Source organism: Aeromicrobium piscarium (assembly GCF_007421815.1).
GTDB classification, from domain to species: domain Bacteria; phylum Actinomycetota; class Actinomycetes; order Propionibacteriales; family Nocardioidaceae; genus Aeromicrobium; species Aeromicrobium piscarium.
On record NZ_VLNT01000006.1, the window covers coordinates 1 to 12,152 of the forward strand.

13 protein-coding genes and 1 riboswitch are annotated in these 12,152 nt (G+C 68.3%); of the genes, 6 read left to right on the forward strand and 7 right to left on the reverse strand.

The window, feature by feature from the left end; genetic code table 11:
• Positions 1–94: 94 nt before the first annotated feature.
• Entirely contained in the window at positions 95–400 is a 306-nt protein-coding gene (locus FNM00_RS08940) for a nucleotidyltransferase domain-containing protein (protein WP_143913103.1), read from the reverse strand.
• 111 nt (positions 401–511) lie between these two features.
• Here FNM00_RS08940 and FNM00_RS08945 point away from each other — a divergent pair, with 111 nt between their 5' ends.
• The gene (locus FNM00_RS08945) at positions 512–1,228 is read left to right on the forward strand and encodes a MerR family transcriptional regulator (RefSeq protein WP_143913104.1); all 717 of its coding nucleotides are present in this window, start codon (positions 512–514) and stop codon (positions 1,226–1,228) included.
• A 211-nt stretch (positions 1,229–1,439) separates the two neighbouring features.
• Here the strand turns inward: FNM00_RS08945 and qcrB are convergent, their stop codons facing one another.
• The 4 genes from qcrB to ctaE form a co-directional block, all read right to left on the reverse strand.
• The gene (gene qcrB / locus FNM00_RS08950; protein ID WP_143913105.1) at positions 1,440–3,143 is read right to left on the reverse strand and encodes a cytochrome bc1 complex cytochrome b subunit; all 1,704 of its coding nucleotides are present in this window, start codon (positions 3,141–3,143) and stop codon (positions 1,440–1,442) included.
• Positions 3,140–4,213, reverse strand: a complete 1,074-nt coding sequence (gene qcrA / locus FNM00_RS08955) for a cytochrome bc1 complex Rieske iron-sulfur subunit (protein ID WP_143913106.1) — start codon at positions 4,211–4,213, stop codon at positions 3,140–3,142. Before qcrA ends, qcrB begins: the two co-directional genes overlap by 4 nt.
• Positions 4,210–5,052: a cytochrome bc1 complex diheme cytochrome c subunit gene (gene qcrC, locus FNM00_RS08960; protein WP_246065143.1), complete on the reverse strand. Its 843-nt coding sequence runs from the start codon at positions 5,050–5,052 to the stop codon at positions 4,210–4,212. The genes qcrA and qcrC overlap by 4 nt, the downstream gene beginning before the upstream one ends.
• Positions 5,053–5,129: 77 nt before the next feature.
• A complete protein-coding gene (gene ctaE, locus FNM00_RS08965; protein ID WP_143913108.1) occupies positions 5,130–5,768 on the reverse strand; it encodes an aa3-type cytochrome oxidase subunit III in 639 nt (212 codons plus the stop codon).
• 24 nt (positions 5,769–5,792) lie between these two features.
• Between ctaE and FNM00_RS08970 the strand changes: the two genes are divergently transcribed.
• Together FNM00_RS08970 and trpD are read left to right on the forward strand one after the other, a co-directional pair.
• Positions 5,793–6,200: a DNA-binding transcriptional response regulator gene (locus FNM00_RS08970; protein ID WP_374190851.1), complete on the forward strand. Its 408-nt coding sequence runs from the start codon at positions 5,793–5,795 to the stop codon at positions 6,198–6,200.
• The gene (gene trpD, locus FNM00_RS08975) at positions 6,197–7,237 is read left to right on the forward strand and encodes an anthranilate phosphoribosyltransferase (protein ID WP_143913110.1); all 1,041 of its coding nucleotides are present in this window, start codon (positions 6,197–6,199) and stop codon (positions 7,235–7,237) included. The genes FNM00_RS08970 and trpD overlap by 4 nt, the downstream gene beginning before the upstream one ends.
• Before the next feature lie 113 nt (positions 7,238–7,350).
• Here trpD and FNM00_RS08980 read toward each other — a convergent pair whose 3' ends face one another.
• Together FNM00_RS08980 and FNM00_RS08985 are read right to left on the reverse strand one after the other, a co-directional pair.
• A complete protein-coding gene (locus tag FNM00_RS08980; RefSeq protein WP_087624002.1) occupies positions 7,351–7,629 on the reverse strand; it encodes an Lrp/AsnC family transcriptional regulator in 279 nt (92 codons plus the stop codon).
• The gene (locus FNM00_RS08985; protein ID WP_342778541.1) at positions 7,626–9,302 is read right to left on the reverse strand and encodes a DEDD exonuclease domain-containing protein; all 1,677 of its coding nucleotides are present in this window, start codon (positions 9,300–9,302) and stop codon (positions 7,626–7,628) included. Before FNM00_RS08985 ends, FNM00_RS08980 begins: the two co-directional genes overlap by 4 nt.
• 110 nt (positions 9,303–9,412) lie before the next feature.
• On the opposite strand from FNM00_RS08985, the gene FNM00_RS08990 reads away from it, so the two are divergent.
• The 3 genes from FNM00_RS08990 (at position 9,413) to FNM00_RS09000 (ending at position 12,119) form a co-directional block, all read left to right on the forward strand.
• On the forward strand, positions 9,413–9,673 hold the full coding sequence (locus FNM00_RS08990) for a hypothetical protein (protein WP_246065128.1): 261 nt from the start codon (positions 9,413–9,415) through the stop codon (positions 9,671–9,673).
• Positions 9,674–9,738: 65 nt separating this feature from the next.
• Positions 9,739–9,882: riboswitch (cyclic di-AMP (ydaO/yuaA leader) on the forward strand.
• A gap of 11 nt (positions 9,883–9,893) precedes the next feature.
• Entirely contained in the window at positions 9,894–10,874 is a 981-nt protein-coding gene (locus tag FNM00_RS08995) for a C40 family peptidase (RefSeq protein ID WP_143913112.1), read from the forward strand.
• Between the two features lie 12 nt (positions 10,875–10,886).
• Positions 10,887–12,119, forward strand: coding sequence for a gluzincin family metallopeptidase (locus FNM00_RS09000; protein WP_143913113.1), 1,233 nt, complete (start codon positions 10,887–10,889; stop codon positions 12,117–12,119).
• Positions 12,120–12,152 lie beyond the last annotated feature (33 nt).

Consider the following 12,152-nt stretch of genomic DNA (forward strand, 5'->3'; position numbering starts at 1 on the left):
CTTCGGCACTCCCTCGCCGGCAAGCCGACGGATCAACGCCCAGTCCTCCATAGTGATCACTCTCCGATCGTCGTGAGTGTTCACTTTTCAAGCGTCACAACTGTCCAGTTTTCGAGCGTCGTCGACACGCGGCGGCCGTGGTGAGCGGCGTGAGGCTGCCGGCGGCCGCCCAGACATGCAGTCGCCCCTGTAGATGGGCCAGCAGCAGGGGGACATCAGTGCGCGGGATACCGATATCGAGGTCACCGTGGGGGCGGGGCACACCGGTGAACGCCTCGATCGCCCAGCCGCCGGCGATCCACCACGGCCCGGGGTAGTCCTCCAGGAGCGCCGCCGCGTCCTGGGGCCTGCGGCCCTCCCACGGACCATAGAGGCGGACGTTCTCGTCATCAGGCGGCATGGATCGCATGATAGTTCGCTGACCGATCCCATCGAGACTTGAACCCGACGTAACGTGAGGCTCTAGCGTCGGTGCGGTCGCGCCGACCGGCGCGGTACAGGAGGACGAGCAATGAGCAGCGACACGGACCTGCGCGTCGGCGAGGTGGCCACGCGCTCGGGACTGACGGTGCGCACGCTGCACCACTATGACCGTCTCGGGTTGGTCCGGCCGAGCGCCCGCACGGCCGGCGGACACCGGCTGTACGATGCGGCCGATCTCGAACGGCTCTATGTGGTCGTCGGGCTGCGAGAGATGGGTCTCTCCCTCGATCGCATCGGGGAGGTCGTCAGCGGGGCTCTGACGGTGGCTGAGACGCTCGAGCACCAACGGGCTGCCCTCGACGCGCAGATCGTGGCGTTGACCCGTGCGCGGGACCGAGTAGTGCATGCGCAGCGCGCGGGCGGCGAGCTCGATCTCCTGGCACTCATCAAGGAGGTTGTCATGTCCAACACATTCGAGCAGTACTTCGACGCCGACCAGATCGCCCAGCTGCAGCGGAGGCGTGCCGAGATCGGCGAGCAGCGGATCGCGGAGGTCGAGAACGCCTGGCCCGAGCTGATGGCCCGGGTGGATGCCGCGATCGCCCAAGGGACCGACCCGGTGAGCGAGGAGGGCCGTGCCCTGGCGGGGGAGTGGAGCGCTCTGCTGGAGCAGTTCCACGGTGGCGACGAGGGGCTGAAGAACTCCCTGTTCCGCATGTACGAGGAGAACCAGCCGACGATCGAGGCCGAGTGGTCCGGTCCTTCCCAGGCCCAGCTGGACTTCATCACCGCGGCCCAGCGCTGACTGCCACCTGCGGCGGTAGGTCATCAACCTTTCGCCCGCGAGCGACGTTGCCTAGAGGTAGGTCCTCAACGTCATCGTGGGGCCATGGGGTTGATGGTCTACCGCCCCTGCGCTGGTGAGGTCGATGGCCTACCGCCACCCGGGCGGGAACAACGAAGGAGGGCTGCTCCCCACACGGGGGAGCAGCCCTCCTTCGTCGTACGACTGTCGGTCAGTGGACCCGCGGGACGCCCGTCTCCGAGACGCCCTGGAAGTCCTCGCCCAGGTCGACCGGATGCTGATCGGCATCGCGCAGATGCTCCTCGGCGTGCTGCATCTCCTCGACCGTCGGCTTGTCGAACGCACCGGCGTAGTACCAGCGGCGCAGCCGTGCGCGCAGCTTGGCCTTGCGACCGTTCGGCGCGTCCACACCGTTGGCATCGACGAGCTCCGGGGCCTCGAGGGCCGCGGGCGCGGGCTTCGCGCTGGTGAGCGCATACTGCTTGTCCACCGACAGGGGAGCGTGGCGCTCGGAGTACCCGCCGTCGGGCGAGCGATCGATGACGCCCGTCTCGAAGCCGTGGGTCAGCACTTCGTGATCCTTGCGCTGCAGGCTGATGCAGATCCGTCGTGTGACGATGAACGCGATGATCGGACCGAGGAAGAACATCACCCGCAGGAAGTAGGTGATCGAGTTCAGGTCCAGGCCGAAACGCAGCGCGATGACATCGTTGCCGCCGCCGATCCAGAGCAGACCGAAGGCCGTCATGCCGGCGACGCCCAGCGCGGTACGCGTCGGAGCGTTGCGCGGACGGTCGAGCAGGTGATGCTCACGGTCGTCCCCGGTGATCCACCGCTCGACGAAGGGCCAGGCACCGAGCAGCGTGAACAGGATGCCCAGGGCGCCGAGGCCAGGGATCAGCACGCTCAGTGGCCAGGTGCTGCCGAAGATGTCGAACTCCAGCGGCGGGAAGATACGCAACGCACCCTCCGCGAAGCCCATGTACCAGTCCGGCTGAGAGCCCGCGGTGACCTCGGCCGGGTTGTACGGGCCGTAGATCCAGATGCCGTTGACCGTGAAGGTCGCCGACAGGAACGCGATCACACCGAAGACGATGAAGAAGAAGCCACCGGCCTTGGCCGCGTACACGGGGAGCATCGGGTAGCCGACCACGTTCTCGTTGGTGCGTCCGGCGCCCGGGAACTGCGTGTGCTTGTGGTAGACGAGCAGCAGCATGTGCGCCGCGATCAATCCCAACAACAACGCCGGGATCAACAGGATGTGCGCCATATAGAGACGGGGGATGATCTGATCGCCCGGGAACTCGCCGCCGAAGAGGAAGAAGGAGACGTGCGTGCCCACCAGCGGGATCGACTTGATCATGCCGTCGGCGATGCGAAGGCCGGTACCCGACAGCAGGTCGTCGGGCAGCGAGTAGCCGCTGAAGCCGGCCAGGATGCCGAGGGTCAGCAGGCCCAGGCCGATGAGCCAGTTGATCTCACGAGGCTTGCGGTACGCGCCGGTGAAGAACACGCGCAGCATGTGCACCATCATCGCGGCGATGAACAGGTGCGCCGCCCAGTGATGCATCTGGCGCAGCAGCAGGCCGCCGCGGACATCGAAGCTGATGTCCAAGGCCGAGGCATAGGCCACCGACATCTCGACGCCGTTGAGCGGACGGTACGAGCCCGTGTAGACGGTCTCGGCCATGCTGGGGTCGAACCAGAGGGTCAGGAAGACACCCGTGATGAGCAGCACGACGAAGGACCAGAGAGCGATCTCGCCGAGCATGAAGGACCAGTGCTCGGGGAAGACCTTGCGCAGGTTCTTCTTGCCGAGGGCGGCCAGGCCGAGGCGCTCGTCGAGCCAGCCGACCGGACCGGCGAGCTTCTTGCCCGTCTTGGTGTCCTCGACGGGGGTGTAGGTGGAGCTCATGAGGCGTTCTCCTCATCAAGACGCTTCTGATCCCGGTCGAGGAAGGAGTACGAGGGACCGACGATCTCGGGGAAGTCGCTCACCGCGATCAGGTAGCCTTCGTCGTCCACCGCCAGCGGGAGCTGGGGGAGCGGCCGGTATGCCGGGCCGAAGACGACCTTGCCGTTGTCGGCGAGGTCGAAGGTCGACTGGTGGCAGGGGCACAGCAGGTGGTGGGTCTGCTGTTCCCACAGGCTGATCGGGCAGCCGACGTGGGTGCAGATCTTGGAATAGCAGAGGATGCCGTCGATGCCCCAGTTCTCGCGACCCTCGGCCGGCGTGATGTCCTCCGGGCGCATCCGCACCAGGATGACGGCGGCCTTGGCCTTGGCATTGAGGACATCGTGACCGTGCATGACCGCGTGACCGTCGTCATCGGTCTCGTAGAAGATCGCCGGCTGGCCGTTGACCAGCTGCCCGACCTCGATATCGGAAGGCCGCAGGGGCTGTCCCGAGACATCGTTGACGACCCGCATGCCGGGCTCCCACACGGTGTGCGCGAGCGTGTCGCCGGGCAGCGGACCCATGTCGCGCAGCATGACGATCGCCGGGAGGCCCATGGCGCCGAGAGCGCCGAGCAGGCTGTTGCGGATCAGCGGACGGCGACCGATGCCGGACTCCTCGATGCCGTCGTTGACGGCCGTCATGGTCGCGGTGCGATCCTCGACCGAGGAGGCCGCCGGGTGACGCATCTCGATCATCTCGTGATCGCCCATGAGCTTCTTGGCCCACTGGATGATGCCGATGCCGATGAGCAGCAGGGCGCCGGCGAGGGTGATGCCGAGCGTGAAGTTGAGGGCCGACCAGTTGGTGCCCGGGATGACGATCAGCTGGTCCTGGCCGATCGTGAAGTACGCGACGCAGAAGCCGATCAGCAGCAGCGTGGCGATGCCGAACATGCCGGCGATCTGACGCTCCGTGCGCTTCTCCTGCGCCGGATCGACGTCCTGGGGGCGGTACTGGTGCGCCGGCAGGCCCGGATCGGCGATCGGGTCGCCGGCGGGGGTGCGCTCTTCGATATCGCTGCTCATGCCCTCTTCTTCTTCGTTCTCGTGCCGTGCCAGCCGATCCAGGTGGCGAATCCGACCAGACCGCCGATGCCGAGCACCCAGACGAACACGCCGTCGCTGACCGGACCGAAGTTGCCGCCGCTGAATCCGCCGTAGTCGGGCTCGGTGCTCATGGCGCGGACATAGCCGATGACCGCGAGCTTCTCCTCAGGCGTGATGACGTCATCGGAGAAGACGGGCATCTGCTGGGGACCGGTCTGCATGGCCTCGTAGATGTGCTTGGCCTCGACGCCGTGCAGGCTGGGCGCGTAGCGCCCGTTGGGCAGCGCGCCACCGGCACCGACGGAGTTGTGGCAGGCGGTGCAGTTGGTGCGGAAGAACTCGCCGCCCTGGGCGATCTCCTCATCGGAGAGGCTCTCGTAGTCCAAGTAGCGCTCGTCGGGAATCTGCGGCCCGGGGGCCAGTGAGGCGACGTACGCGGCGACCTGCGAGATCTCCTCCTCGGAGTACTCGACCTTCTTGCGGGGGGCCTGCGGCGCGGTCTGTGCCATCGGCATGCGGCCGGTGCCCATCTGGAAGTCGACCGAGGCGGCGCCGACGCCGATCAGCGAGGGGCCGTAGTTGCCCGGGTTGTCACCGGTGCCCTCCGTCGCGACGCCCTGCGCGTTGACGCCGTGGCAGCTCGCGCAACCGACCAGGAAGAGCTGACGCCCCGCCTCGATGTCGTCGATCGACGTCGTCTCGGCCGTCGCCGCCTTGGGGGCCACCGCGGCGTACAGGCCACCCGTGATGAGCAGGCCCACCGCGAGAACTAACAGGCCGGCCAGGGGGTGGCGGCGTCTGGTCGACAATGTGCGCACCGAGAACCTCATTCCTCAACGATTTTCGTCAGCGTATCGGTGATAACGCGGGGATGTGACGGTTAGGTGAGCCTTGCTCACTGGATCAGGTAGATGGCCGCGAACAGCGCGACCCAGACGACATCGACGAAGTGCCAGTAGTACGACACGACGACCGCCGAGACGGCTTGTTCGTGAGTGAACTTGCGGGCCACATAGGTGCGCCCGATCACCAGGAGGAAGGCCAGTAGACCGCCGACGACGTGGATACCGTGGAAGCCGGTCGCCAGGTAGAAGAGGCTGCCGTAGGCCGAGCTCTGGATGGTCACGCCGTGCTCGACGAGCTCGGCGTACTCGAACGCCTGACCGCCGATGAAGATGGCACCCATGATGTAGCTGAGGATGAACCACTCGCGCATGCCCCACTTGCCGATCTGCAGCAGTGAGCCCTCGCGACCGGCGCGGCCACGCACCGCGGCGAAGACGCCGAACTGGCACGTGAACGAGGACAACACCAGGATCGTGGTGTTGGCGGTCGCGAACTGCAGGTTGAGGAGTGCGGTCTCCTGCGCCCAGAGCTCCGGAGCGGCGCTGCGCACGGTGAAGTACGCAGCGAACAGCGCCGCGAAGAACATCAGCTCGCTGGAGAGCCAGACGATCGTTCCGACCGTCACATACGACGGCCGTCCTTCGACGCCGTGGAGCCGGGACGCGGGGATCGCAGAAGTAGTCGCCACACCCTCATTATGTACGATTCGATTGTGACCGGTCACGACACCCTGCGGGTCCTTCTGTACAGCGATGATCGCGACGTTCGGATGGCGGTCAAAACCGCCATCGGGGAGCGTCCGCACCCCGATCTCCCGAGCGTCGAATTCGTCGAGGTCGCCACCGAGCCGGTGGTGCACCAGCGGCTCGACGAAGGGGGCATCGACCTCGTCATCCTCGATGGCGAGTCGGTCCCTGCGGGCGGCATGGGCATCGCCCGCCAGATCAAGGACGAGATCTTCCACGCCCCCCCGGTCATCGTCCTGACCGCCCGCGAACAGGACGCCTGGCTGGCGACCTGGTCGCGAGCGGAGGCGGCCGTGCCTCAGCCGATCGATCCACTGCGCATGGCCGATGTGTTCTGCGAGGTCGCGCGCGGCCTCGCCGCCGCTCCGCGATGAGCCACACCTGGCCGCAGGTGCTGGCATCGCTCGTCGCCGGCACCGACCTGGACGCCGATACCGCGCGGTGGGCGATGGGGCAGATCCTCTCCGGCGAGGCGTCCGCCGCGCAGATCGCCGGCTTCGCGGTCGCGCTGCGCCAGAAGCGGGAGACGCTGCCGGAGGTCGAGGGTCTCGTGGCGGCGATGTACGCCGAGGCCACCACTCTGCGGATCGACGACCGGGTCGTCGACATCGTCGGTACCGGCGGCGACATGGCCAAGACGGTCAACATCTCCTCGATGTCGGCGGTCACCATCGCCGGGGCGGGCGTCGGCGTCGTCAAGCACGGCAACCGCGCCGCGTCGAGCCAGTCGGGGACGGCGGACGTGTTCGAGCGCCTCGGGGTGCGCCTCGATCTGCCTGCCGAGCGGATCGCCGATGTCTATGCCGAGGCGGGCATCACCTTCTGCTTCGCCCCCGTGTTCCACCCCGCACTGCGATTCGCCGGACCTGTGCGCCGGGAGCTGGGCATCCCCACGATCTTCAACTTCCTCGGGCCGTTGACCAACCCCGCCCACGCCTCGGCGGCGGCGATCGGCTGCGCGGACGCCCGGATGGCGCCGCTGATGGCCGGTGTGATGGCGGGTCGCGGCGCCGATGCCTTCGTCTTCCGAGGCGACGATGGGCTCGACGAGATCACCGTGTCCGCCACCACGCAGGTGTGGCTCCCCGGTCACGACGGGCGGATCGTCGTCGAGATCTTCGATCCGCGCGAGCTGGGCTTCGAGCTCGCAGCCCCCGAGGCGCTGCGCGGCGGCGACCCGGAGTTCAACGCCGATGTCTTCGCTCGTGTCATCGACGGGGAGTCTGGTCCGGTGCGCGACGCCGTGCTGCTCAACGCCGGTGCCGGGATCGCCGCGCATGTGGCAGCGCCGGGCACCTTCACCGAGCGACTCGCCGACGGCGTGCGGCGGGCCGCCGAGTCGATCGACTCCGGTGCCGCGCGCGCGACGCTGGACCGCTGGAGCCAGATCACGCAGCGCCTCGCCGGCTGACCCACTTCGGCCCCTGTTCTTCCCCAGATTTGGCCAGTTGTGGCCCGTTTTCCAGGCAGGAAACGGGCCACAACTGGCCAAATCTGGGGTCGGGGTCCGCCCGAGGTCGAGGGTCAGTCCAGGCCGATGGAGAAGGCGTCCTCGAGGTCGTGGCGGCTGAAGGCACGATAGGCGATCTGCGTCTGGGTGCTGAGCACGCCGGGCACCTTGTTGATGCGGTCGGGGACGACGCGGGCGATCTCGTCGTGAGAGCGCACGCGCACCATGGCGATGAGATCCAGCTCGCCGGTCACGGAGTAGACCTCGCTGACCCCGGAGATCTCGGCGATCTGCTGGGCGATCTCGGAGATCTGCGAGACCTCGGCCTCGATGAAGACAATCGCGGTGATCACACAGTGAGCATAGATCGATGGACCTCATAGCGGTCGAGGTGGCGTGCGGTGCTCCACCGTGGAGACGCCCACGTCCCTTCGATGAGCCGCACCCCGGGTTGCTCGAGCCAGCGGAGCACCGCCTCCGTCTCCTCGACGAGGGCTGCCGGCGCCGGCCCGGCCGGGGTGGCCACCGACTCGGCGGTGGCCACGAGGGCCTCGATCCAGGGCCAGGTCGCCGCACGCCGGGGGAGGATTCCCGCAGCCGCCAACCGGCCGTGGCGGACGATGTGGACTTCCCAGCCGTCGGAGTGGGGAGATGCCGCGATCAGCTGCGGAGTCCTGGCGAGCCCGGCGATCCGCTGAGCGCGCCGGCTGCCGCGCAGGAAGGCGGTGAGCCGATCGCGCCAGACGCCGGCTTGCTCGTATCGCTCCCGCTCGGCCTGCTCGCGCATCTTGGCATCGATCCGCTCCACGACGGCGCCGTGTCGGTCTCCACGCAGGGCATCTCGCAGACGCTCCACCTCGACGGCGTACGCCGCGGCGTCGGCCGAGCCGTCACAGGGGGAGAGGCAGCGACCGAGGTCGGCGAGAGCACACGGTGATCGGCGCGGCTCCTTGCCGAATCGCGTGGTGCACTGGCGCACCCGGAAGGTCTCGTGCAAAGCGGCCACAGCCGCCTCCGCGGCGGCTCGACGGAAGGGCCCGATGTAATCGGCGTCATCGCTCACGCGGTTCACGATCGAGAGCCGCGGCCACGGCTCGCGCGTGAGCTTGATCCACGACTGACGCTCGGGGAACTTGGAACGCCGGTTGTAGGGCGGGCGATGCGCGTCGATCAGCCGCAGCTCGCGGACGGCAGCCTCCAGGGCGGTGCTGCACGACACGGTGTCGACGCGCTCGGCGATCGCGAGCATCTCGCCCATGCGCGAGCGGGTCTCGGACCGCGTGAAATAGGAGCGCACCCGTTTGCGGAGGGACCGGGAGGTGCCGACGTAGAGGACCCGGTCGTCGCGATCGCGGAAGAGATAGACGCCCGGACCGTCGGGCAGCCCGTCGGCGAGATGGCGTCGCCGCCGCTGCGCCGGCGCGACGGCGGCCGTGAGATCGCGAACCTCCTCGAGCGTGTCCACGCCGAGGGAGCCGAGCCTTTCGAACAGCGTGTGCAGGACGTCGACCGTGGCCCGGGCATCGGTGAGCGCGCGGTGATCGGGGACGACATCGGAGAAGCGTGCCGCGAGCGTGGCGAGTTTCACATTGGGGACCTCATCGCGTAGGAGCGCACGGCGGGCGATCACCGCGGTGTCTAGGACCTCGAAGCGTGGCCAGGGCAGTTCCAGCTGGGCCGCGGCGTGCTTGAGGAAGCCGGTGTCGAAGGGGGCGTTGTGGGCGACGAGCACGCAACTCTGAGCGAACTCCAGGAAGCTCGGCAGGACCTCGGCGATGCGGGGAGCGTCGATGACCATCTGATCGGTGATACCCGTGAGCACGGTGATGAAGGCGGGGATCGACTCGTCGGGGTTGACGAGCGTCTGGAACTCCCCAAGCACCTCCCCGCCGCGCACCTTGACCGCGCCGACCTCGGTGATCTTGGAGCCCTTGGCGGGGGAGCCGCCGGTGGTCTCCAGGTCGACGACGCAGAACGTGGTGTCGTGCAGGGGGCGGCCGAGGTCCTCGAAGCTGGGTTGGAACACGTCGATCACCCTAGGGACGGCCACTGTCATTTCCGTCCGAGCCGCGCACCGAGCACATCCCACGACACGCCGGACCGAAAGTGTCAGTGGGTCTCCCTAACGTCGAGCACATGAAGGACATGAGCTTTGCCACACCGCTTCCCGGGCCAGACGGAGACCCTCTCGTCGTCGACTGCGACAGCTGTGTCGTGCGTAGCCCCGGGGCCTGCGGCGACTGTGTCGTCAGTGTGCTGCTGGGGCCGCCGCAGGATGTCGTCGCCCTCGATGATGCCGAGCGTTCCGCCCTCGGCGCCCTTGCCGATTCCGGACTCGTCCCCCCACTTCGGCTGATGACCCTCGACGATCCGCCGACGCACCGAGACGCGAGTTGAATCAACCCCGCTCGTTGCCTAGAGTGATGCCTTGTGTCATCGATGAACTCCATCGACCGATGGGGGCGATGACACCGCCGAATCGCCTTCGGGCGGACCGGGGAACCAATCAGTGTGGGGTGAATCCTCGCCGGACCATGTCCGTCGGGGTAGGGCAGCCTTGAGCCCGAATCCGTCAGCTCACCCGGTAGGCGTCGAGGTATCGAGCAGGAGTTGATCCGTGCCACGCACGCATCGCACGACGCGCCTTCGCGCGCTCGCCGTCGGAACGACGTCATTGGGCCTCGCGGCCGTCATGAGTCTGACGTCGGCACAGGCTGACCCGCAGGTCACCGCCGACGACGTCGAGCAGGCCTTCCACGCCGCCGAGGCGGCCAATGAGGAGGTCAACCAACTCACCGAGGATCAAGAGACGCTGCAGCGCCGTATCGACGCGCTCACGCAGGAGATCGAGCAGGTCCAGGCGCAGTACGACTCGCAGCGCACCGAGCTCGAGTCCGCCATCGTGCAGCAGCACCTGGATGCCCCGCTCGGCCCGACGGTGAACCTCATCGCGAGCAAGGACGCCCAGGTCTTCCTGGACGGTCTGAGCGCCGTCGACGCGCTCAACACCTCGCGCTCGGAGGCCCTCGACGCGTTCTCCGACACCAACCGCGACCTTCAGAATCGCCAGAAGCAGCTCGAGCAGCATCGCGCCAAGCTCGAGGCCGCGGTGGCCGAGGCCGAGGAGAAGCAGGCCGAAGTTCAGAGCGCCTACGAGCAGGCCCAGGCCGATCTCGATCGTCTCGATGCCGCGCAGCAGGAGGAGATCAACGCTCCCGGCGAGACCGAGGCGCCCGATGTCGAGATCCCCCCGGGCAGCGGCAATGCACAGGCGGCGATCGAGTTCGCCCTCGCCCAGCTCGGCGACCCCTATGTCTACGGCGGCACCGGACCCGACAGCTGGGACTGCTCGGGCCTGACCCAGGCCGCCTGGGCGGCTGCGGGCGTCTCGCTGCCGCGCGTCGTGGGCCCGCAGATCGATGCCGGCACGCGGATCCCGCTCAGCGAGGTCCAGCCGGGCGACCTCGTGGCGTACTCGAGCATGTCGCACATCGGCATGTACATCGGCAACGGCCAGGTCATCCACGCTCCGCGTCCGGGTAAGACCGTCGAGATCGTCGGCCTCGGCGGGTTCGACGTCGCCGCCCGCGTCGGCTGATCGACCGACACCATGCCTGAGGGGCCCACGGCGGGCCCTTCGCGGGTGGTGCGAGCCAATCTGCTCGCCCTCGCCGCGCTGATCGTGATGGGCGCCGGGGTGCTGCTATGGCAGCAGCCCTGGCGCCCATCGTCGTCGGTGGACGACGTGTCCTATCCCGATGACCCCGCGCGCGTCATCGATCAGCAACTGCGGGCGATGAGCGACGCGACCGGAGAGGAGCTCGTCACCGCGGCCGGTGGCACCGAGACCGCCCGGACCGCTGCGGCTGCGCTCGATCTCCTCGGCGGCCAGAAGGTTCGCTTCGGCTATGTCGACGGGGGACAGGCCCCCACCCGCGACGACGGCTCGACGACCGTCACCGTCCGCGTCACCTGGCAGACGGACGGCTCTGTGCTTCCCGCAGCGGAACGTGCCAGCGAGGTCCAGCTGGTGATGCGTCCGGACGGGGATCGATTCGCCTGGGCCGGCACGGATCACCGCGGGGGCGAGCCCCTTCCGCTGTGGCTGGCCGGCGAGATCGCTGTCGACGCCGACGCCGACGCCGTGGTCGTCGCCCTCGGGGATGCGAGTGACGACCTGGCCGAGCTCGCGCCCATCGCCACCGCGGCTGCCCAGCGAGCGCGTGAGGAGCTGGGCGAGACGGCCGCCGACCGATTGGTCCTGGTCGTGCCGCCGACCGACGCCGCGCTCGGACGGCTCGCCGGCCGTGCTCCCGATGAGGCTGCCGCCATCGCCGCGGTCACCACTCGTCTGGACGCGACATCGGATGCGGGGGCGGTCGTCGCACTGAATCCGGCGGTCTTCGCCGAGATGGACGAGCGGGGTCGTCGCATCGTCCTGGTCCATGAAGCGGTGCACCAGCTGACCCGGGTCGTCGGGTCGCGGGTCGAGATGTGGGTGGCCGAGGGCTACGCCGATGAGATCGCTTTGCGCGGGGACGCCGCGGGGCTGGAGACGAGCGCGGGGCGCATCCTGGCGGAGGTGCGTCGCGAGGGTCCGCCGGCGGCGCTACCCGGGCCTCAGGACTTCGGCGATGCCGAACGCGTCACCGCGGTGTACGAGTCGGCCTGGCTCGCGATCCGGATGCTCGTCGAGGAGTACGGCGACGAGCGGGTGCGGGAGTTCTATGATGCCGTCGTCGCCGGAGCTGAGGTGGACGTGGCCCTGCGCGAGATGCTCGGCACCGATCTGGCGTCCGTGACGGCGCGATGGCAGGACTACCTGGTCGCGCTCGCGTCCTGAGGGACCGGCTGGTAGCGGTACGCCATTACCCCA